A 21,201-nucleotide genomic window follows, 5' to 3' on the forward strand; every position below is an offset into this window, starting at 1 on the left:
CCTTGGAGATCGGTATCGTTCAAGCCGACTAGGTAGGGTTCCCAGTCGGCAGCCGGCCTTACCTGACGAAGCCGTGGGCGTGCATATGGCCCGAGTGGTAGAGCAGCGGCGCGCGGTCGGCATGGTGCTCGCAGCGTTCCACCTCGCCGATGAAGAGCAGATGGTCGCCTTCCTCATGCTGGCGCAGATTGCGGCACTCGAAGACCGCGCTGCAGCCCTCGAGCAGCGGCACGCCATGCTCGGAGTCATGGTGCTGCGTATGGCTGAAACGGTCCGCGCCCTTGCGTGCAAACAGCTCGGCCAGCGGCTTTTGCGAAGCCGCCAGCACATGAATCGCGTAATGCGTGCTGTGGCGGAACACGGGCAGTGAGTTGGCCTTCAGACCCAGGCTCCAAAGCACCAGCGAGGGCGCCAGCGACAGTGCGTTGAAGGAGCTGACCGTGGAGCCCACCGCATGGCCCTCTGCACTGCGCGCCGTGATGATGGTCACGCCGGTGGCAAATTGCCCCAGCGCATCGCGAAATTCGCGCTGCGAGAAAGGCAAGGCCGAACGCAAGACGGAGGTAGGCAAGGCGGAGTTCACGAAATTCAGAGCTCAGGTCAGCGACCACAACGGTGCGCCACGGTTCAAGATCAGCAGATCCAAAGAGCATCTGCAGGACTTGATCAATTATCAACTTGAACCTTGCCGGTCACAATCCGTAAGGGCTTAAGGCCAGAATCATCAATTTTGATAGCTTATCGCGCAGTAATGCAAAGGCCTGCAGGCCTAAACCTTCATCAATCCTGGGTCTGAGCTGCCAGCAGCCCTTGACCGGCCTGCTGCGCCAGCCAGCCGCCGACCTTGGCTTTGCTGCAGCGTTGCAGCTGCATCAGCAGCTCGTGCTCGGGCCAGGGCAAGGCATGGCGCTCGCACAAATCCTGCTGCATGCGGGCCAGCAGGGCCGCCGCCATCTCTGCATCGGCCAGCGCCCGGTGGGCGCGGCCCGTGGAAGGCAGGTGCAGGTAGCGCGCCAGATTGCCCAGGCTGTGGCTGGGCGCCTGCGGGTAGATGCGGCGCGACAGCAGCACGGTGCAGGCAAACAGCTGGGGGGCGGCTTCGCCCGCCAGCGCCAGCTCGGCCTGCCAGAACTTGCTGTCGAACGATGCGTTGTGGGCCACCATGGGCGCAGCGCCCACAAAGCGGGCCGCATCGCGCATCACCTCGGCGGCGGGCGGCGCCGTGCGCAGCATGGCATTGGTGATGCCGGTGAGTTCGGTGATGAAGGGCGAGACCCAGGCCCCGGTCTGCATCAGGCTCTGGAAACGGTCCACCACGCGGCCCTGCTCCATCAGCACGATGGCCACCTCGGTGGCTCTGGCACCCTGGGCGGGCGTCATGCCCGTGGTTTCGAAGTCGATGACGGCAATCGCAGCACTCATGACTGCATTGTGCCGTGGCCGGCGCCTCAGTCCTGGCCCAGCTCGTCTTCGCCGGGCAGACCCAGGCTCTGCACCACATGCTCGAGTATGCGGAACAGCTGCTCGCTCTCGGCGCTGCCCAGTTGCTCCTCGATCTCGGTGTAGATGGTCTCGAAGTGCGGCACGATCTGGGCCACCATCTCCTGGCCTGCTGGCGTGAGGGCGAACTCGGAGCCCCGCAGGTCGGCCACATGGCGGCCGCGCTTGATGAGCAGGCGTCCTTCCAGCGTCTTGAGCAGGCGCGAGAGGCTGGGCATGCTGATGAAGGTCAGCTGCGACAGCTCCATGGGACGCAGACGCTTGTCGGCCACCCACATGATGCGCAGCACGCGCCATTGCTGCTCGGTCAGGCCGTGCGCACGCAGCGAGGGACGAAAGCGCACCATGACCGCCTCGCGGGCCTTGAGCAAAGCCATGGGCAATGAGCGCGCAAAGGAACGTGAGGTTTCAAGGGCAGGAGTGATGTCGTGCTGGATCATGGCATGGACGAGTTGCTGGCGTGATTGTATGTAAGAGCCCCACGCAGCGATACCGTCAATCCGGGCAAAAGAGTCAGCCAGCCCGTACTCGTCCTGCAGTCCTATGCCCTGTCTCAGGCCGACGCAATCCGCGCGCCGCGTGCGATCTCGGGGGCCGGCTCATCCCAGAACCGGAAATCCAGCGCCGGGCGCTCACCGCTCATCAGCGCCGCCATGGCCTTGCCCGAGCCTGCACCATGCGTCCAGCCCAGGGTGCCATGCCCGGCATTGACCCAGATTCCGGCAGCCTGGGTCGCACCGATGCAGGGAATATTGCTGGGCGTGGCTGGCCGCAGACCGCACCAGAACTGCGGATCGCCACCCTGCTCGGGCAGGCGCGTGTCGCAGACGCCGGGCATCAACTCCTCCACGCGCCTGACCAGCATCTCGCAGCGCGCCCTGGCCGTGGGCGTGTCCAGACTCAGATCGAAGCCTCCCAGCTCTATGGTGCCGGCTACCCGCAGTCGGTTGCCCAAACGGCTCATGGCGACCTTGCGGCTGTCGTCGATGGTGGAGACCATGGGGGCTTTTTCAGGCCGCAGCAGCGGCAAGGTGGCGCTATAGCCCTTGCCCGGATAGATGGGAACCTTCACGCCCAAAGGCTTGAGCAGCAACGGCGTGTAGGAGCCGCAGGCGACCACCACGGCATCCGCGCTCAGCATGCGCGGGGCGCCATCGCTGCCGTCGCGAATCTGCACCTGGGCAGGCTTGCCCCGACGCGCCGACTGCAGACTCAGGATGTCGTGGCCGTAGAGGAATTGCACACCGGCCTGGGCACAGAGATCGGCCAGCTTTTCGGTGAACAGACGCGCATCACCGGACTCATCGGTGGCGGTGAAGGTGCCGCCCGCAATCTGCGCCGCATAGGGCGTGAATGCTGGCTCGATGGCCAGCAGCTCGTCGCGGCTGACCAGACGACGCTGCACGCCGTATTGCCGCATCAGCTCCACGCCTTCGGCGGCCTCGGCAAACGCCTGCGGGCTGCTGTAGAAATGGGCAATGCCGCGCTCCAGCCGCTCGAACTCGATACCGGTCTTCTGGACCATGTCCTTGAGCGCCAGATGGCTGTAGGCGCCCAGCGCCACGATCTGCTGCACATTGCGCGCAAAGGCACGGTCGTTGCACTGGGCCAGGAACTGCAGGCACCAGCGCCATTGCGCGCTGTCGGCCTGAGGCCGCAGCAGCAGAGGAGCCTCTTTGTCGAACATCCATTTGAGCGCCTTCCAGGGCGCCTGGCGATTCGCCCAGGGCTCGCAGTAACTGACCGATATCTGGCCGCCATTGGCATAGCTGGTCTCCAGGGCCGGACCGCTCTGGCGGTCCACCACGGTGACTTGGTGACCGCGCTCGCGCAGATGCCAGGCGGTGCTGATGCCGATGATGCCGGCGCCCAGGACGATGATGTTCATGCGGCCAGTGTCTGCACTCTTGCGGGCAAACAAAAGCAGCATTAAATTTTCAGCAGTTTCATCAGAAATGCTAATGAAGTTGCTATGAGCTCCTGGGACCCTGTTGCACTGGAATGCCTGGCCGCCATCGTGGAAGAAGGCGGCTTCGAGCGCGCGGCGCAAAAGCTGCACATCACCCAGTCGGCGGTGTCCCAGCGCCTGCGTGCACTGGAGGCACAGGTGGGCTCGGTGCTGGTGGAGCGCACGCGTCCCGTCAAGCCCACCAGCGCCGGGCGGCTGCTGCTCAAGCATGCCAAGCAGCTGCGCCTGCTGCGCGCCGATCTCGCTCATGAGTTGCAGGAGCTGGCACCGCAAACCGGGCAGAGTCTGGCCGGAGAAATCGTCTCCATCGCCATCAATGCCGACAGCATTGCCACCTGGGCCATGACGGCTCTGGACGAGCTGGTGAAGAGCGGCCTGCCGCTGGAGGTGGTGGTCGACGACCAGGACTTCACGCAGGAGCTGCTGCGCTCGGGCCAGGTCATGGGCTGCGTCACCACGCTGAGCCAGGCCCTGCGCGGCTGCACGGTGCAGCCCCTGGGCGCCATGCGCTATGTGGCCGTGGCCTCGGCCGAGTTTGCCCGGCAAAGACTGCCGCAGGGGCTGACGCGCAAGAACTTCAACCAGCTGCCCTATCTGTCCTTCAACCGCAAGGACGATATGCAGGCCGAATTCGTGGCGCGCTGCCTGGGCCTGCGCAATGTGTCGCTGCAGCACCAGATCCTGCTGCCCAGCTGCGAGGCACAGGTGCGCGCCGTACGTGCCGGCTGGGGCGTTGGCGTGCTGCCGCAACTGCTGGTGCAGCCCGCGCTGGATGCCGGTGAGCTGATCGACGTAGCAACAGGCCATGCACTGTCCATCGCATTGTTCTGGCATTGCTGGAATCTGGAGTCACGCGTGCTGGCCCGTGTCAGCCAGGCCTTGCTGGGCAAGGCCCGCCAGGTGCTGCAAGCGGTTTGATGCAGACAAGAAAAAAGGCCGTGCTTTGCAGCGCGGCCTCGAGAGCTTGATGTCGGTTTTTGTAGCTGTGGACGCTCATCTAGCCTTGATTTGAAGCTGAATTAAGCCTGATACGCATGTAAATCAAGCGCAAGCAGCTATGAAAATCAGCGAATCAGCAGCACGGGAATGGTGCAGCCCGCCAGCACCTGAGAGCTGACCGAGCCCATGACCAGACGGCCCAGCGCGCCATGGCCATGCGTGCCCATGGCGATCAGGTCGAACTTGCCGTCCTGGGCGGCATGGATGATGGTGTCGGCAATGGGGCCGACCTTGGCGATGCTTTGCGCCTCGACGCCACGCCCCTTCAGGAACTCCAGCACGGGCTGCAGGATCTTGGCGGATTCTTCGTCGTAGTACTGCTCCACCACTTCCTTTCCCAGCGCAGCGCGTGCACGAGGCGGCAGCAGCGGCTGCACGGTGATGATGGTGTACTCATGGCCCGTGCCCAGCATCTCCTGATGCGAGGTCAGATAGGCCAGCATTTTCTGGGTATAGGCACTGCCGTCCACGGCGAGCAAGATCTTCATACCAATTTCTCCTTGTTGATGTCTCAAGCCTAAGGGCTGGGGACAGTCAGCATCTTGACTTGGCTCAAGTCAATTGTCGATGCCGGCAGAAAGTCATCCTGCTCTCCCTTGCGGGCATAGCCCAGGGGATTGGCCACCACACGGCATTGCCATTCGCTGCCGTCATCGCGCTGGCCGCACGCGATGTAGTCGCTGGCGCAATGCAGATGGCCGTGCAGCCAGAGCTGGGCATGGGGCAGAAAGTCGTCCATCACATTGCAGAAACCGGCCGTGCCGGGTACCAGGCCGTAGCGCGGATCGGCACTGCGCAGGCTGGGTGCAAAGTGGGTCACGGCCACCGTGGGTCCGTCAAAAGGCTGCTGCAGCGCAGCGCGCAGCCAGTCCTGGCAGAGCAGGCTTTCCTCGCGCATGGGCGCGGCCAGAAACGGCTCGCCCTGGCGACTGCCGCCTGTCTTTTGCAGATAGAAATTGGCGGCGCGAAAGGCCTTCTCGCGCAGCTTGTGCAAGCGCGTGGCATCGCTCACGCCTTCATGCATGGCCATGGCGTCGAAGTCGCTCCACAGCGTGGTGCCGATGAAACGCACCCCGTCCATGACCACGGTTTCACGATCGAGCCAGATCAGGCCCAGCCTGTCGCACACACGCTGCAGGCGCAGCCTTGCCTCGTCGAAGTCCTGCATGTCGTATTCGTGATTGCCGGGCACGAACAGCACGGGTGTGGGCCAGTTGGCGTATTGCGGCAGCGGCGAGAAACGCTCCAGCCCGAAGTTCTCGCCGTCGACCTGGGTGCTGCTCTGGTAGGAGCCGATGTCGCCGGCCAGCACCAGCACATCGGCGCCCGCGGCTGGCTGGGCCACGAATTGGGGGTGGACTTCGAGGTGCAGGTCGGACAGCAGCTGGATCTTCATGTGGCTAGTTTAGTCAACCATGGTGAGTGACCTGGGCCGAACCGTTGGCAAAGGTGATCTCGGCCGAGCGCGTCAGCGTTTTCAGCAGCCAGTCATAGGCCTGCGGGTGCGGGCCGCGCCGACGCCACAGTGCATCCACATGCACGGGCGTGACATCGAAGGGCAGATCGCGCAGCTCCAGCTGGTCGCTCATGCCGGTCACGGGCACAAAATGGCGCGGCAAGATGGTCAGCAGATCGGAGTTGAGCACCACGCGCGCCGCGGTGAAGAACTGGTTGACGGTGAGCACCACTTCACGCGAACGCCCCAGCGAGGCCAGGGCCTCGTCGATGAAGCCAAAGGAGCGGCCCGAAAAGCTGACCAGCATATGGCGTGCCGCGCAATAGTTGTCCAGCGTCAGCGGAACATGCGCCAGCGGATGGCCTTTGCGCATCACGCACAGGTACTCGCCCTCATACAGACGGCGGCTGTCAAACGCCACCAGACCGCCAGCCTGGGCACGCGCCGTCAGATCGGCCAGTACGGCGGGGAAATAGCCCACGGCCATATCGGCCTCGCCATCATCGAGCAAGGGCCTTGGATCGCGCGTGGTCAGCGGCAGCAGGCGTATGCCCAGGCCCGGTGCCTCGCGCTCCAGAATCGGGTACAGCGGCGGAATCAGCGTGGCGGCCGTGGCATCGGCCATGGCGATCACGAACGTGGTGGCGGCCGTCTCGGGATCGAACTCATCGGGTGCGAGTGCACCCTCCAGATGCTGCAAGGCCTCGCGTATCACCGGCCACAGGGCCTGGGCACGCGGCGTGGGCTCCACACCCTGTCCCTGGCGCACCAGCAGCTCGTCGCCCAGGACCTCGCGCAGCCGGCGCATGGCATTGCTGACCGCCGGCTGGGTGATGCTGAGCTTGTGCGCCGCACGCGTGAGACTGCGCTCGGACATGACCTCGTCGAAGACGCGCAGCAGATTGAGATCCAGAGAACGAAAGTTCAAAGACATGGCATCACCCAATACATCACTGCTGTGAATGCTACAGATTCAAAATATAAATTTGAACACACCTAGGGTAATCCCTATAGTTACACCTATTCCCCGGGCAATTCGCCAAAAGCGTGGGTCAAAGGGTTAACTGCCATGAGCAACTTTATTTACAACTCCTACTGTGTCGAGCACCCTGGTGTGGTGCGTATCTATCAAGCCAGCGATGAACGCATGGCCGCCATTGCCACCGAGCACGAGGCGCAATCCCAGTCCAGGTCGTACTGGATGGTGCTGGCTGTGGTGCTGGCCGCCCTGGCCGCCGGCGTCTTCCAGGCCACCGAAACCTGGAGCGACGGTCATATGATGGCTGCCTGGATGGTTCTGTGGGCCATGGCCTTTGCCAGCATTGCCCTCTTCTCCACTCCCGCACGCCGTGCCATCAATCTGGTGCGCACCGGCTACCGCGCCTGGGTCAAGAGCCGCCAGCAAGCTGCTGCCGATGAACGCGTCTGGAACGCCGCGCTGCAAGATGCCCGCCTGATGGCCGATCTGGCCCGTGCCATGGATCGCCAGAGCCGCTAAGCGCCCGGACTGCTCCCCCGAAGAGCCGCTGCCCACAAGGCCAGCGGCTTTTTGCATGGGGGAATAGGTTTTTGAGTCAAACAAGCCTCTATCCCAGATTCAGAAAGCGCTTACAGCTACAAAAATAAAAGCAAACAAAAAGCCCTGCTGAAAAAAATCAGCAGGGCTTTTTTAATGTGCACAGTCTCAGTCAGGGACACCGCGCAAGGGCCGCCCCGCCGCGCTGGTGTCGTCCCCTCCCATAGCGCGAAGCGCGTAGAGAGAGGGGCGCCCGGCTAGGGGGAAGCCGCGCAGCGGCTCAGGGGGAGAATCAAGCGCTCAAGCGCTCAAGCGCTTTTCCAGCTCAGCCTTGGTATCCAGCATGGCCTTGGGCAGGTTGTAGGCCAGCTTGTCGAAATGCTCGCCGTGCAGCTTCATTTCCTCGGCCCAGGCCGCCTTGTCGATATTGGTCACGCTGTCGAACTGGGCAGCGTCGAAGTCCAGACCGCTCCAGTTGATTTCGGCGTACTGGGGAGCAATGCCAAAGGCGGTTTCCTGACCCTGAGCCTGGCCTTCCAGACGGTCGATCATCCACTTCAGAACGCGCATGTTCTCACCGTAGCCGGGCCAGACGAACTTGCCTTCGGCATTCTTGCGGAACCAGTTGGTGGTGAAGATCTTGGGCAGGGTTGCTCCCTGGCCTTCGATCTTGGCGCCCAGATCCAGCCAGTGCTGGAAATAGTCGCTCATGTTGTAGCCGGCAAAAGGCAGCATGGCGAAGGGGTCGCGGCGCACCACGCCTTGCGCGCCAAAGGCGGCGGCCGTGGTTTCGGAGCCCATGGTCGCAGCCATGTACACGCCCTCGGTCCAGTCACGGGCTTCGGTCACCAGAGGCACGGTGGTGGAGCGGCGGCCGCCGAAGATCATGGCATCGATCTTCACGCCGGCGGGATCGTCCCAGGCTTCGTCCAGCGCAGGGTTGTTGGTGGCAGCCACGGTGAAGCGGGCATTGGGGTGGGCGGCCTTGGCGCCGGTTTCCTTGGCGATCTGGGGCGTCCAGTCCTTGCCTTGCCAGTCGATCAGGTGATCGGGCAGCTTGCCCTGGTCCTTTTCCATGCCTTCCCACCACACGTCGCCGTCATCGGTCAGGGCCACATTGGTGAAGATCACGTTCTTGTCCAGGCTCAACATGCAGTTCGGGTTCGTGAGCATATTGGTGCCGGGAGCCACACCGAAGTAACCGGCTTCGGGGTTAATGGCGCGCAGCGAGCCGTCGGCCTGGGGCTTGATCCAGGCGATGTCGTCACCGATGGTCGTGACTTTCCAGCCGTCGAAGGCCTTGGGCGGCACCAGCATGGAGAAATTGGTCTTGCCGCAGGCCGAGGGGAAGGCCGCAGCCACGTGGTACTTCTTGCCTTCGGGGTTGGTAACGCCCAGGATCAGCATGTGCTCGGCCAGCCAGCCCTGGTCACGGCCCATGGTGGAGGCGATACGCAGCGCAAAGCACTTCTTGCCCAGCAGCGCATTGCCGCCGTAGCCCGAGCCGTAAGACCAGATCTCGCGGGTTTCGGGATAGTGAACAATGTACTTGGTCTTGCTGCAAGGCCAGGTGGTCTCGTCCTTCTGGCCTGCGGCCAGGGGTGCGCCGATGGTGTGCACGCAGGGCACGAACTCGCCGCTGGTGCCGATCACGTCATACACGGCCTTGCCCATGCGGGTCATGATCTTCATGTTGACGGCCACATAGGGGCTGTCGGACAGCTCGATACCCACGTGGGCGATGGGCGAACCCAGCGGGCCCATGGAGAAAGGCACCACGTACATGGTGCGGCCAGCCATGCAGCCGTCGAACAGCGGGTTCAGCGTGGCGCGCATTTCCGCAGGTTCCATCCAGTTGTTGGTGGGGCCTGCGTCTTCCTTCTTGGCGGAGCAGATATAGGTGCGGTCTTCCACGCGAGCCACGTCCGAAGGATCGGTCCAGGCCAGGAAGGAGCCGGGGCGCTTGGCCAGGGGCTTGAAGGTGCCGGCATCCACCAGCTGCTGGCACAGCGCGTCATATTCGGCTTGCGAGCCGTCGCACCAGTGGATCTGGGCAGGCTTGCACAGCGCGGCCATTTCGGCGACCCAGGCAATGAGCTTGGGGTTCTTGACGTAGTCGGGAGCCTGGATGTTCAGGCTTTGCACAGCGGCGTTCATGGGGGAAGTCCTTCAATTAAAAAACCAGTTTTTCAAAGAAGCATCCTCGGCTGCGTCTTTGAAAAAAGGCTTTTGAAGGTGTCTCGCTTGCTTTCCCTAGCGCTTGTTGGCGCCTGAAATCCGTCTGAAATAGTCAAAACAACCTTGTTTTGAATAGCAGCGGGAGATCGATTTTAGGTAGGAGCCTTGAATTTGTCAGCAAATCACCGGCAATATCTATGCATTCTGCGCATCAATATATGCATGTTGCATTCATTCATAACCTGCACAGACGTAAAAAAACCCCGCGTCGCGGGGTTGGGCTCGAGAAGGTTGGAATGCCTAGGCCATGTTCACGGCAATAAAGGCCAGCAGGAACATCATCACGGCGCCAGCGGCGGGAATGATGATGGGAATATAGGGCACAACGGCTTCGGCCGCGTCCTGTGCCTCGTGGTTCACTGCGGATTCATCTGACATGTGATCAATGCTCCTCCTGAAAGCAGGCGGTGAAACAAGCAAGCTCTGCGGCCATTCTAGGCACAGCCCTGGCGACATGGCTCAGGGAAAGCCATAGCCACCTTTTGCGCTCAGACCCGCGTCCCATGTCCGCCAATGGCGAACAGCACTTCTTCGATGTCGACCATGCGCAGGCAAGTTCACACTCGGAGTGCAACAGCATATGCTGGGCTTGCGGACGACCCGGCGCCGATTGCGAAATCGATGTGCACCGTCCAACATCAGATCGCAGCGCCGAAGTCCCTCGCTGAAAGGATGGCTTCTATGGTTAGCGCTTCTTTCCTGTTCTGGCTGATCCTGCTGATGCTGGTGATTGGCCTGGGGACGGCGTCGATCCGGATTTTTCGCGAGTATGAGCGCGGCGTGGTCTTCACGCTGGGGCGCTTCTGGAAGGTCAAGGGGCCGGGACTGATCTTCATCATTCCCGCCATCCAGCAGGTGGTACGGGTCGATCTGCGCACCGTGGTCCTGGAGGTCCCCGCGCAGGATGTGATCTCGCGCGACAACGTCTCGGTCAAGGTCAATGCCGTGATCTATCTGCGCGTGGTGGATGCGGAAAAGGCGGTGATCCAGGTGGTCAATTATCTGGAGGCCACCAGTCAGCTCGCGCAAACCATGCTGCGCTCCGTGTTGGGCAAGCATCAGCTCGACGAAATGCTGGCAGAGCGCGAATCGCTGAACCTGGACATCCAGCAGGCGCTGGATGCGCAAACCGACACCTGGGGCATCAAGGTCTCGAACGTGGAGATCAAGCAGGTCGATCTGACCGAATCCATGATCCGGGCGATCGCACGTCAGGCCGAGGCCGAACGCGAACGCCGCGCCAAGGTGATTCACGCCGAAGGCGAATTGCAGGCTTCGGAAAAGCTGTCTCAGGCAGCGAAAGTTCTGGCGCAGGAGCCTCAGGCCATCTTGCTGCGCTACCTGGAGACGCTGACCGTGATCGGCGCGGACAGGAACACCACGGTGGTGTTCCCCTTGCCCATGGATCTGGTGACCCCGCTGATCAAGAAGATCACGCCCCTGCAGGCCTGAGCAAGGCCTGCAGGCTCAAGCCTCACACCAGGGCCGCCTCCATGCCTGCGCGGCGCAATTGCTCCAGCACCTCGCTCACATGGGCGTGGCCGCGTGTCTGCAGCACGAACTCGATCTCCACATTCTGCGCGGCCAGCATGGTGAAGGCACGCTGGTGATGGACTTCCTCGATATTCGCGCCAGCTCCGGCCACCGTCGCCGTGATCTGGGCCAGCACGCCTGGTACGTCGCGCGCGCTGACACGTACACGCGCCAGACGACCGGAGCGCACCATGCCGCGCTCGATGATGGCAGCCAGCAGCATGGGGTCGATATTGCCGCCCGACAGCACCAGACCTATTTTGCGGCCCTTGAAGCGAGCGGGATAGCGCAGCAAGGCCGCCAGGCCCGCCGCCCCTGCGCCTTCGACCAAGGTCTTCTCGATCTCCAGCAGCATGAGCACGGCCTGCTCGATATCTCCTTCGTCCACCAGCAGCAAGTCATCCACGCAGCGCTGCACCACCTCCTGGGTGATGACGCCGGGCTGGGTCACGGCAATGCCTTCGGCAATCGTCGATGTACCCATGGGCAGATCGGTGTGGCGCAGTGCGTTGACCATGGAGGGAAAGCGCTGAGTCTGCACACCCACGATTTCGATCTCGGGCTTGATGGCCTTGGCCGCCGTGGCAATGCCCGCAATCAGACCGCCGCCGCCAATGGCAATGACCAGCGCATCCAGATCGGGCTGTGCCTGCAGGATTTCCAGCGCCAGCGTGCCCTGGCCGGCGGCGATCGCCTCGTCGTCATAGGGATGGACAAAAGTCAGTTGCTGCTCCTGCGCCAGCTGATAGGCATGGGCTCGCGCCTCGGCCAATGTATCGCCATGCAGCACCACCTCGGCACCGAAGCCGCGCGTGCGCTCCACCTTCACGCCGGGCGTGAAGCGCGGCATGACGATGACGGCACGCAGACCCAGGCGTTGCGCGTGATAGGCCACGCCCTGGGCATGATTGCCCGCACTCATGGCGACCACGCCGCGTGCGCGCTCGGCATCGCTGAGCATGAGCAGCTTGTTCAGCGCGCCACGCTCCTTGAAGGATGCAGTGAACTGCAGGTTCTCGAACTTGAGATAGACCTGCGCCCCCGTGATCTGCGAGAGCGTGCGTGATTCCACAAAAGGGGTTTGAAGGACGGCGCCATTCAGGCGCGCAGCGGCGGCTTGGATATCTGCAAAGGTCAGCATGGTGGATCCATTTTGCAAGCAGCTCATCACCCCGCGCCAGTGCTGGGTTTGCGAATCGAGGGCATCCGGATCACTTGCTCAGTAATTGCTAGCTACTCGTCCTTTCCTAGCAAAGGAATAGCCGTCAAAACACTTCTAATCCTGCGCCGTTCTGCAAACTGTGAGCATCTAAGGATTTCCCTTGGTTTTAGCAAAACATGCAACATAGTGCCTAAATCGACGTGCTTTTTTTTCGATGAATCTGCATAATTGTGCTAACACCGAGTCAGTAACTGCACTATCTTTCATCTCAGCAGGAGCCGAGCATGCAGCAGCAAACCAACGTCGATTACCGCACCGAGCCCAGCCAGTACCGGCACTGGTCGTTTGAAGTGGATGGCAATATCGCCCGGCTCAAGCTGGACATTGCCGAGGACGGCGGCATACGCCCCGGCTACAAGCTCAAGCTCAACAGCTATGACCTGGGCGTGGATGTGGAACTGCACGACGCCCTCAACCGCATCCGCTTCGAACACCCGCAGGTGCGCTCCGTGATCGTCACCAGCGGCAAGGAACGCATCTTCTGCTCGGGCGCGAATATCTTCATGCTCGGAGTCTCGTCCCACGCCTGGAAGGTGAACTTCTGCAAGTTCACCAACGAGACTCGCAACGGCATGGAAGACAGTTCCCGGCACGACGGACTCAAGTTCGTCGCCGCTGTCAACGGTGCCTGCGCAGGCGGCGGCTACGAGCTGGCTCTGGCCTGCGATGACATCGTGCTGATCGACGACCGCTCTTCTTCCGTGTCACTGCCCGAGGTCCCGCTGCTGGGCGTTCTGCCCGGCACCGGCGGGCTGACGCGCGTGACCGACAAGCGCCATGTGCGCCACGACCTGGCCGACATCTTCTGCACCAGCGTGGAAGGCGTGCGCGGCCAGCGCGCCGTGGACTGGCGACTGGTGGACGCGATTGCCAAGCCCGCGCAGTTTGCCGAGGTGGTGCAACAACGTGCCACGGCGCTGGGCGAAAGCAGCGCGCGCCCGGCTTCCGCCCAGGGCATACAGCTGGCCAGACTGCAGCGCGAGGAAAGCCCGGACGGCCTGCACTATCGCCATGTCAGCGTGCAGATCGATCGCAGCAAGCGCAGCGCCACCATCACGGTCAAGGCCCCCCGTGGCGAACAGCCCGCCAGCCTTGAAGCCATAGAAGGCGCAGGCGCCGCCTGGTGGCCGCTGGCCATGGGCCGCGAGCTCGACGACGCCATCCTGCATCTGCGCACCAACGAGCTCGATGTGGGAACCTGGATTCTCAAGACCGAGGGCGATGCACGCGCCGTGCTGGCGGCGGGCCAGACCCTGGTGACGTACCGCGATCACTGGCTGGTGCAGCAAACCACAGGCCTGCTGCGCCGTACCTTTGCACGCCTCGATGTGTCGTCGCGCTCGCTGTTCGCCTTGATCGAGCCCGGCTCCTGCTTCGCCGGCATGCTGGCCGAGCTGGTCTTCTGCGCCGACCGCGCCTACATGCTGGTGCTGCCCGACGAGCCCGAGCGCGAGCCCGTGATCGAGCTCGATGAATTCAACTTCGGCCTGCTGCCGCTGGTCAACGATCAAAGCCGTCTGCAGCGTCGCTTCTACGAGGAGTCTGAGCCCCTGGAAGCCGCGCGCGCTGCCGTGGGCAAGCCGCTCAACGGCGATGCGGCGCAGCAACTCGGACTGGTCACCGCCGCACTTGACGATATCGACTGGGAAGACGAGATCCGCATCGCCATGGAAGAGCGCGCCGCCATGTCGCCCGATGCGCTCACGGGTCTGGAAGCGAACCTGCGTTTTGCCAGCCAGGAAAACATGGTCACGCGCATCTTCGGGCGTCTGTCGGCCTGGCAGAACTGGATCTTCAACCGCCCCAACGCGGTGGGCGAAAAAGGGGCGCTGAAGCTCTACGGCACCGGACAGAAAGCCGGCTTCGATTTCAACAGGGTATGAGCCAACGGCCCTGAATCGGCAAAACATCACAGGAGACACCCCATGAGCAGCATCGACTACAGCCAGAAGATTCCCAACAACGTGGACCTCAGCGGCGACCGCACGTTGCAGCGTGCCCTGGAGAGCTGGCAGCCTAATTTCATCCGCTGGTGGGACGACGTGGGCCCCGAAGGATCGACCAACCACGAGGTCTATCTGCGCACCGCGGTGAGCGTGGATCCGCAGGGCTGGGCGCAGTTCGGCTACGTCAAGATGCGTGACTATCGCTGGGGCATCTTCCTGAACCCGGCGGATCAGGAACGCAGCATTCACTTTGGCGATCACAAGGGCGAGAAAGCCTGGCAGGACGTACCCGGCGAGCACCGCGCCAACCTGCGCCGCATCATCGTCACGCAAGGCGATACCGAGCCCGCATCGGTGGAGCAGCAGCGCCACCTGGGCCTGACCGCGCCGTCCATGTACGACCTGCGCAATCTGTTCCAGGTCAATGTGGAAGAAGGCCGCCATCTCTGGGCCATGGTCTACCTGCTGCACAAGCATTTCGGACGCGATGGACGCGAGGAGGCCGAGGCCCTGCTGGAGCGCCAGAGCGGCGATGAAAACAACCCTCGCATTCTGGGCGCCTTCAACGAAAAAACGCCGGACTGGCTGGCGTTCTTCATGTTCACCTACTTCACCGACAGAGACGGAAAATTCCAGCTCGCAGCGCTGGCCGAATCCGCGTTCGACCCGCTGGCGCGCACCACCAAATTCATGCTGACCGAAGAGGCCCACCACATGTTTGTCGGCGAGTCCGGCGTCTCGCGCGTGCTGGCCCGAACCTGCCAGGTCATGAACGAACTCAAGACCGACGATGTGAACAAGCTGCGCAGCGCGGGCGTCATCGATCTGCCCACGATTCAGCGCTATCTGAACTTTCACTACAGCGTGACCATCGACCTGTTTGGTGCCGACCAGTCGAGCAATGCCGCCACCTTCTACAGCTCGGGCCTCAAGGGCCGTTACGAAGAGGGAAAGCGCGAGGACGACCACAGACTGCACGACCAGAACTACAAGGTGCTGGAAGTGGTGGACGGCAAGTTGCAGGAGAAGGAAGTGCCCATGCTCAACGCCTTGAACGAGGTGCTGCGCGACGACTACATCAAGGACAGCAATGCCGGTGTGGGCCGCTGGAACAAGGTGATGGAAAAGGCCGGAATCGACTTCCGCCTGACGGTGCCGCACAAGGCCTTCAACCGGCAGATCGGCGCGCTGGCAGGCGTGCGCATCAGCCCCGACGGCCGTCCCGTGAGCGAGCAGGAATGGTTGGCCAGGAAGAACGAGTGGCTGGCCAGCGACGACGACCGCAGCTTTGTCGCATCGCTGATGAAGCCATGCCTGGAGCCCGGCAAGTTCGCCGGCTGGATTGCCCCACCGGTCATGGGTATCAATCGCCAGCCCGTGGACTTCGAGTATGTGAAATTTTGATCCCCCCTGAGCGGCTGAGCCGCTTCCCCCAAGGGGGACGACATCCTCGCGGCGGGGCGGCCCTTGCTCGATGTCACTGAGTTGGGTTGCCACGGTTTGGAGAACGAAATGAGCACCATCACGCTGATTGAAAACGGCATCCTGAAGCAGCATCTGATCGACCCGGAAATCTGCATTCGCTGCAATACCTGCGAGGCGACCTGCCCCGTGGACGCCATCACGCATGACGACAACAACTATGTGGTCATGGCGGACAAGTGCAACGGCTGCATGGACTGCATCTCGCCCTGCCCGACCGGCTCCATCGACAACTGGCGACTGGTATCGGCAAGCAAGCCCTACAGCGTGGCCGAGCAGCTGGGCTGGGAGAGCCTGCCCGAAGAGCTTTCTGCCGATGCACTGGCCGCCGCGCAGACGGCCGAGAATGCCGGCGATGTGCAGGATCTGAGCCAGGCCCAGGCCGTGATCGCAGCCGCTGCCGGTCTGGCCGAAAGCGGCGCTGCGCAAGTCTTTCGCGCAGCCAGTTATGGCGCCACCACGCCGCCCTGGTCTGCCGCCCATGCCTACACCAATCTGCATGGTCCCAAGGCTCCGGTAACGGCCACGGTGGTGGGCAATCTGAACTGCACGGAAGCCGGCTTCGACAACGAGACCCACCATATCGTGCTGGACTTCGGTGCCATGCCTTTCCCGGTGCTCGAAGGTCAGTCGCTGGGCATTGTCCCGCCCGGTGTGGATGCCGGCGGCAAGCCCCATGTGGCGCGCCAGTACTCGATTGCCAGTGCCCGCAATGGCGAGCGCCCCGGCTACAACAATCTGGCATTGACCGTGAAACGCGTGGTCGAGGATCACCAGGGCCAGCCCGTGCGCGGCGTGGCCAGCAACTATCTCTGCGATCTGCAGGTGGGTGACAAGGTGCAGGTCATAGGCCCGTTCGGCAGCAGTTTTCTCATGCCCAATCACCCGCGCTCGCACATCGTGATGATCTGCACCGGCACGGGCAGCGCGCCCATGCGCGCCATGACGGAATGGCGCCGCCGCCTGCGCAAGAGCGGCAAGTTCGACAGCGGGAAACTGCTGCTGTTCTTCGGTGCGCGCACGCCTCAGGAGCTGCCCTATTTCGGCCCCCTGCAAAACCTGCCCAAGGATTTCATCGACATCAACTTCGCCTTCTCGCGCGTGGCCGGCCAGCCCAGGCGCTATGTGCAGGACGCCATGCGCGAGCGCTCGGCCGATCTCATGGAGTTGCTGCGCGACGACAACACGCACATCTATGTCTGCGGCCTCAAAAGCATGGAGGACGGCGTCGTGCTGGCCCTTCGTGACGTAGCCCAGCAAGCAGGCCTGGGCTGGGAGGAACTGGGCGCCAGACTCAAGCGCGAAGGACGTCTGCACCTGGAAACCTATTGAGGCCTCGAGCCCCCGCGAATCCTGTGGACGGAAAACAGGATTCGCGCATCAACGCTGCGGCTGCATGTCATGCCCTTGACAGCGCAGCCCCTGCCAGCGCCCTACAGTGCAACGACCATAACCCACGAAAGACATGGCATGAATGCACGGGCGAACTTTCTGCGCATGCAAGACAGCACGCGTGAAGACTGGCAGTTGATCGGCGGCGAATTTGCACAGTTCAGCCAGGGCCTGCCCGAGCGGGTGATGGCCCATCTGAAGCTGCTGGAAGGCGACTATGGTGGCTTTCCGGTGGACCGCTACACCCACTCGCTGCAAACCGCCACGCGCGCGCTGCGCGACGGCCGTGACGAAGAGTATGTGGTGTGCGCGCTGCTGCACGACATTGGCGATACCCTGGGCTCGTTCAACCACCCCGACATTGCCGCAGCAATCCTCCAGCCCTTTGTGAGTGAGGCCAATCACTGGATGGTCCAGCATCACGGCATCTTCCAGGGCCATTACTTCTTCCATCACATCGGCCTGGACAGGGACATGCGCGAGCAGTTCCGGGAACATCCGCACTACCAGCGCACGGCCGAGTTCTGCGAACTCTATGACAACCCGGCCTTCGATCCCCGAGCCGAGACCTTGCCCCTGAGTGAGTTCGAACCCATGCTGCGCCGCCTGATGCAGCGGCCCCGGCAAAGCATCTACAAGGCCGCCATGGACTCGGAGATGCGGGACGCCCGGAAGTCCTAGCACGTGCCGGCAAACCACCATTAAAAGATGAGCTGACACCGTACACCCATCAACAGATCTGGCCGTGATTCGATACCTATTTGTTGTACAGCAAGCGATTGCAGCTCATCTTTTTACAGGGCTCTGGCCCTCCCTCGCCGCTAATGTGCGTAGGCGTCCTGCGCCAGCGCGCAGGCCAGTATCCAGGCCGGGTCCACCAGCTCGGCGCCACGGGCCTGCGATGCCTGCGGCAGGGCCAGCGGAATCTCGGTGCAGCCCATGATCACGGGCACGGCGCCATGGCGCTGCAGCAGCGGTGCCAGCGCCTCGCCGAAGCATTGCACGGCCAGCGGCATGTCGCCTTGTTTCACGCCCTCGTATATGCCTTGCATGAGCCGGGCTCGCCCCGCCTGTCCGGGGCGCAGCGCGGCAATGCCGCAATCGGCCAGCGCTGCGTCGTAGAGCCCGCTGTCATAGGTGCCGTCCGTGGCCAGCACCAGGGCCTGGCGCGCGCCGCCTGCCTTCAGGTACAGCGCCGTCTGCTGCGCGATGTGCAGCACGCGCAGCTGCGGGAAAAGCGCCTGTATCTGCCCATGCCAGGCATGGGCCGTGTTGCAGGCCAGGGCCACGCTGCGCACGCCCAGGGCCGCGAGCCGGCCCGCGCCCTGCAGCAGATGCGCAGCCGGGCCCTCAGGCGACTGCGGATCGCGGCGCAGCGCCTGTGTGCGATCGGGCATGGGCAGTTGCACCAGCCAGTGCTCGGGATAGGCCTGGTCATGCACGGGCAGGCCCTGGTCCTGCAGGTGCCGGGTGCAGGCCTGCACGAACAGGCGCACGAAATCCGCGCCCGCTGCAGGCCCCATGCCGCCGAGAATGCCGACCGCCTGCATCTCAGAACGCCGGCTTGTCGCCGCGCTCCTGCAGGTTGCGCTGCAGCTGCTCGCTCATGGGCAGACCCAGTGCCGCGTTCTTGGGCGGAATGGGCTGCATGAACCATCTGTCGTAGAGCCTGGCGAAGGCGCCAGACTTCATCATGTCGCCGATCACGCCATCCACCAGCTGCTTGAACTGCGGGTCGTCCTTGCGCAGCATGCAGGCATAGGGCTCGACCTGCAGCGCATCGGCCACGACGTGGAAATCCCTGGGATTCTTGGCGTTGGCGATCAGGCCGTAGAGCAGGATGTCGTCCATGCCGAAGGCCGCGGCGCGGTCGTTCTCGACCAGCAGAAAGCCGTCGGCATGGTCCTTGGCCATGACGATGTTCATGCCCCAGCCCTGCTCGGCATTGGCCTTGCGCAGCACCTGCAGATTGGTGGTGCCGGTGGTGATGGCCGCCGTCTTGCCCTTGAGATCGGCATAGCTCTGGATGCCCGAGCTCTTCTTCACCAGCAGCCGCGTGCCGGTGTAGAAGTGGTTGATGGCAAAGCCCACCTCCTTGGCCCGCACCGTGTTGTTGGTGGTCGATCCGCACTCCAGGTCTATGGTGCCGTTGGCCAGCAGCGGCATGCGGTTTTGCGAGGTCACGGCCTGCCAGCGCACCTCCAGCGCGGGCAGGTTCAACTGCTTCTTCACGGCTTCGGCCACCGTCTGCGAAAGCTCCACGGTCATGCCTATGGGCTTGCCGTTGTCCAGGTAGCTGAAGGGCACGGAGGACTCGCGGTAGGCCAGCGTGATGCGCCCGCTATCGCGCACCTTGGCCAGGGTATCGGCATGGACGGCGCCCAGAAAACCCAGGCCCAGTGCCGCACAAAGCACGGTGGAGTGAAGTTGCATGCGGTGTCTCCTCTTCGGTGGTGGATGTGCCGCCAGTGTAGAAAGCGCGCCAGGCTCCGGAGGATGACAATATCGGGCTGATCCATGCCCCTGGTTTATGGGTGGCAGCGCAGGCACTGCCATGCTCCGGGTAAACACCGCAACCGAGGGCCGCCCGGCCGCACGCATACATCGACATCGCGCGGGCAGACCATAACCTGGGTGCATACCCTGCATGCCAAATGCCATGGCTGCGCAGCCCCGTACGGGCCTACAGTGCGGCAGCATGGAGAAACGATCAATGCATGTCTGCATCGTGGGCGCCGGCATCGTCGGCCTGGCCACTGCCTATGCGCTGCAGCGCGCGGGCTGCCGCGTCACGGTCCTGGAGCGCGGGCCCGGCCCGGCAGCGGGCGCCAGCGGCGGCAACGGCGCGCAGCTCAGCTATTCCTACGTGCAGCCGCTGGCCGATCCCGGCATCTGGAAGATGCTGCCGCAGCTGCTGCTGGAAAAGGACTCGCCGCTGGCCCTGCGCCTGCGCGCCGACCCCGCCCAATGGGCCTGGGGACTGCGCTTTCTGGGCGCCTGCAATGCACGCGCCTCCATGGCCGGCACGCAAGCGCTGCTGAGGCTGGCCGCCGAAAGCCGGCAGGCCTTCGAGCGTCTGCAAGCGCAGGAGTCCCTGAGCTGCGCATTGCACACGCCGGGCAAGCTGGTGCTGTACCACACGCAGCAGGGCCTGGATGCCGCGGCCCGGCAGGTGGCCCTGCAATCGCGCCTTGGCGGCGCCAGCCAGCAGGTGGTGGATGCCACCGCCACCGTGCGCCTGGAGCCCGCGCTGGCCGGCTACGCGGGCCGCATGGCAGGCGCCGTTCACACCCCCAGTGAAAGCGCTGCCGACTGCCGCCAGCTGTGCGAGCAGTTGGCGGCGCTGCTGGCCGCGCGCGGCGCCGAGCTGCGCTACGACACCGAGGTGCTGGGCTTCGAGCGCCAGGGCGACGCCGTCACCGGCCTGCGCACCGCCGCAGGCCTGCTTCAGGCCGAGCACTACGTGCTGGCCAGCGGCTGGGAAAGCCCGGCCCACGCGCGCCAGCTGGGCCTGCGCATTCCCGTCTATCCGCTCAAGGGCTACAGCATCACCGTGGACATAGCATCCGTCCACAACCAGGCCGCGCCGCGCGTGAGCGTGACCGACACCGCGCGCAAGGTGGTGTTCGCACGCCTGGGCGAGCGCCTGCGCGTGGCCGGCATGGTGGAGATCATCGGCCGCGACACACGCATCGATCCGGCCCGCATCGACAGCCTGCGCCGCTCCACACAGCAGGTCTTTGCCCAGCTGCCGCTGCAGGGCTCGCTGCATCCCTGGAGCGGCATGCGCCCGGCCACGCCCACAGGCCTGCCCATCACCGGCCGCCAGCGCGGCGGCCCGCGCAATCTGTGGCTGCAGACCGGGCATGGCGCGCTGGGCCTGACGCTGGCTTTCGGCTCGGCACAGCGGCTGGTCGCGCAGATGCACGCTGCCTGAGCGCGGGCCTG

20 protein-coding genes are annotated in these 21,201 nt (G+C 63.5%); 8 read left to right on the top strand and 12 right to left on the bottom strand.

Features of this window, described 5'->3' with window-relative positions:
* Positions 1 to 58: 58 nt before the first annotated feature.
* The 4 genes from V8Z78_RS11240 to V8Z78_RS11255 all read right to left on the bottom strand — a co-directional run bounded on the left by V8Z78_RS11240 (position 59) and on the right by V8Z78_RS11255 (position 3,430).
* A complete protein-coding gene (locus V8Z78_RS11240) occupies positions 59 to 583 on the bottom strand; it encodes a flavin reductase family protein (RefSeq protein WP_034406713.1) in 525 nt (174 codons plus the stop codon).
* Between the two features lie 197 nt (positions 584 to 780).
* Positions 781 to 1,422 (bottom strand): 3'-5' exonuclease, encoded by a 642-nt coding sequence (locus tag V8Z78_RS11245; protein WP_046461739.1) that lies wholly within the window; start codon positions 1,420 to 1,422, stop codon positions 781 to 783.
* A gap of 26 nt (positions 1,423 to 1,448) precedes the next feature.
* Complete coding sequence (gene hpaR / locus V8Z78_RS11250) at positions 1,449 to 1,940, bottom strand: homoprotocatechuate degradation operon regulator HpaR (RefSeq protein WP_003065209.1); 492 nt, start codon at positions 1,938 to 1,940, stop codon at positions 1,449 to 1,451.
* A 113-nt stretch (positions 1,941 to 2,053) separates the two neighbouring features.
* Complete coding sequence (locus V8Z78_RS11255) at positions 2,054 to 3,430, bottom strand: D-amino acid dehydrogenase (protein WP_280031093.1); 1,377 nt, start codon at positions 3,428 to 3,430, stop codon at positions 2,054 to 2,056.
* 42 nt (positions 3,431 to 3,472) lie between these two features.
* On the opposite strand from V8Z78_RS11255, the gene V8Z78_RS11260 reads away from it, so the two are divergent.
* Positions 3,473 to 4,387, top strand: coding sequence for a LysR family transcriptional regulator ArgP (locus tag V8Z78_RS11260; protein ID WP_057094227.1), 915 nt, complete (start codon positions 3,473 to 3,475; stop codon positions 4,385 to 4,387).
* 146 nt (positions 4,388 to 4,533) lie between these two features.
* Here V8Z78_RS11260 and V8Z78_RS11265 read toward each other — a convergent pair whose 3' ends face one another.
* Genes V8Z78_RS11265 through V8Z78_RS11275 form a run of 3 tightly spaced genes read right to left on the bottom strand, consistent with a single transcriptional unit; the run spans position 4,534 to position 6,858 of the window.
* Positions 4,534 to 4,956 carry a universal stress protein gene (locus V8Z78_RS11265; RefSeq protein ID WP_003065214.1) on the bottom strand — a complete coding sequence of 141 codons (423 nt, stop codon included), beginning with the start codon at positions 4,954 to 4,956 and terminating at the stop codon, positions 4,534 to 4,536.
* Between the two features lie 29 nt (positions 4,957 to 4,985).
* Positions 4,986 to 5,864: a metallophosphoesterase gene (locus V8Z78_RS11270; RefSeq protein WP_003065216.1), complete on the bottom strand. Its 879-nt coding sequence runs from the start codon at positions 5,862 to 5,864 to the stop codon at positions 4,986 to 4,988.
* Positions 5,865 to 5,877: 13 nt separating this feature from the next.
* A complete protein-coding gene (locus V8Z78_RS11275; RefSeq protein ID WP_349731377.1) occupies positions 5,878 to 6,858 on the bottom strand; it encodes a LysR family transcriptional regulator in 981 nt (326 codons plus the stop codon).
* 135 nt (positions 6,859 to 6,993) lie between these two features.
* Between V8Z78_RS11275 and V8Z78_RS11280 the strand changes: the two genes are divergently transcribed.
* Positions 6,994 to 7,422, top strand: coding sequence for a hypothetical protein (locus V8Z78_RS11280; protein WP_349731378.1), 429 nt, complete (start codon positions 6,994 to 6,996; stop codon positions 7,420 to 7,422).
* 318 nt (positions 7,423 to 7,740) lie between these two features.
* On the opposite strand, the gene V8Z78_RS11285 is transcribed toward V8Z78_RS11280, so the two are convergent.
* Together V8Z78_RS11285 and V8Z78_RS11290 are read right to left on the bottom strand one after the other, a co-directional pair.
* On the bottom strand, positions 7,741 to 9,597 hold the full coding sequence (locus V8Z78_RS11285) for a phosphoenolpyruvate carboxykinase (GTP) (RefSeq protein ID WP_063662576.1): 1,857 nt from the start codon (positions 9,595 to 9,597) through the stop codon (positions 7,741 to 7,743).
* A gap of 321 nt (positions 9,598 to 9,918) precedes the next feature.
* A complete protein-coding gene (locus V8Z78_RS11290) occupies positions 9,919 to 10,056 on the bottom strand; it encodes a hypothetical protein (protein ID WP_349731379.1) in 138 nt (45 codons plus the stop codon).
* A 303-nt stretch (positions 10,057 to 10,359) separates the two neighbouring features.
* Between V8Z78_RS11290 and V8Z78_RS11295 the strand changes: the two genes are divergently transcribed.
* A complete protein-coding gene (locus V8Z78_RS11295) occupies positions 10,360 to 11,130 on the top strand; it encodes a slipin family protein (RefSeq protein ID WP_003065227.1) in 771 nt (256 codons plus the stop codon).
* A gap of 22 nt (positions 11,131 to 11,152) precedes the next feature.
* On the opposite strand, the gene V8Z78_RS11300 is transcribed toward V8Z78_RS11295, so the two are convergent.
* Positions 11,153 to 12,352, bottom strand: a complete 1,200-nt coding sequence (locus V8Z78_RS11300; RefSeq protein WP_314353045.1) for a threonine ammonia-lyase — start codon at positions 12,350 to 12,352, stop codon at positions 11,153 to 11,155.
* A 305-nt stretch (positions 12,353 to 12,657) separates the two neighbouring features.
* Here V8Z78_RS11300 and boxC point away from each other — a divergent pair, with 305 nt between their 5' ends.
* From boxC to V8Z78_RS11320, 4 genes are all read left to right on the top strand, one after another.
* Entirely contained in the window at positions 12,658 to 14,316 is a 1,659-nt protein-coding gene (boxC, locus tag V8Z78_RS11305) for a 2,3-epoxybenzoyl-CoA dihydrolase (RefSeq protein ID WP_349731380.1), read from the top strand.
* Positions 14,317 to 14,358: 42 nt separating this feature from the next.
* Positions 14,359 to 15,783, top strand: coding sequence for a benzoyl-CoA 2,3-epoxidase subunit BoxB (boxB, locus tag V8Z78_RS11310; RefSeq protein ID WP_046461743.1), 1,425 nt, complete (start codon positions 14,359 to 14,361; stop codon positions 15,781 to 15,783).
* Positions 15,784 to 15,891: 108 nt separating this feature from the next.
* Positions 15,892 to 17,193 carry a benzoyl-CoA 2,3-epoxidase subunit BoxA gene (boxA, locus tag V8Z78_RS11315; protein ID WP_057094218.1) on the top strand — a complete coding sequence of 434 codons (1,302 nt, stop codon included), beginning with the start codon at positions 15,892 to 15,894 and terminating at the stop codon, positions 17,191 to 17,193.
* 138 nt (positions 17,194 to 17,331) lie between these two features.
* Positions 17,332 to 17,934 (top strand): HD domain-containing protein, encoded by a 603-nt coding sequence (locus V8Z78_RS11320; RefSeq protein WP_034351213.1) that lies wholly within the window; start codon positions 17,332 to 17,334, stop codon positions 17,932 to 17,934.
* Positions 17,935 to 18,074: 140 nt separating this feature from the next.
* Here the strand turns inward: V8Z78_RS11320 and V8Z78_RS11325 are convergent, their stop codons facing one another.
* The gene (locus V8Z78_RS11325) at positions 18,075 to 18,803 is read right to left on the bottom strand and encodes an aspartate/glutamate racemase family protein (RefSeq protein WP_003065239.1); all 729 of its coding nucleotides are present in this window, start codon (positions 18,801 to 18,803) and stop codon (positions 18,075 to 18,077) included.
* A gap of 1 nt (position 18,804) precedes the next feature.
* Positions 18,805 to 19,686 (bottom strand): amino acid ABC transporter substrate-binding protein, encoded by an 882-nt coding sequence (locus V8Z78_RS11330; protein ID WP_003065241.1) that lies wholly within the window; start codon positions 19,684 to 19,686, stop codon positions 18,805 to 18,807.
* 280 nt (positions 19,687 to 19,966) lie between these two features.
* Here V8Z78_RS11330 and V8Z78_RS11335 point away from each other — a divergent pair, with 280 nt between their 5' ends.
* Positions 19,967 to 21,190 carry a D-amino acid dehydrogenase gene (locus V8Z78_RS11335; protein ID WP_349731398.1) on the top strand — a complete coding sequence of 408 codons (1,224 nt, stop codon included), beginning with the start codon at positions 19,967 to 19,969 and terminating at the stop codon, positions 21,188 to 21,190.
* Positions 21,191 to 21,201: the final 11 nt, after the last annotated feature.

Origin of the sequence: Comamonas sp. wu1-DMT, assembly GCF_040187805.1 — a bacterium.
Taxonomy (GTDB): Bacteria; Pseudomonadota; Gammaproteobacteria; order Burkholderiales; family Burkholderiaceae_C; genus Comamonas; species Comamonas thiooxydans.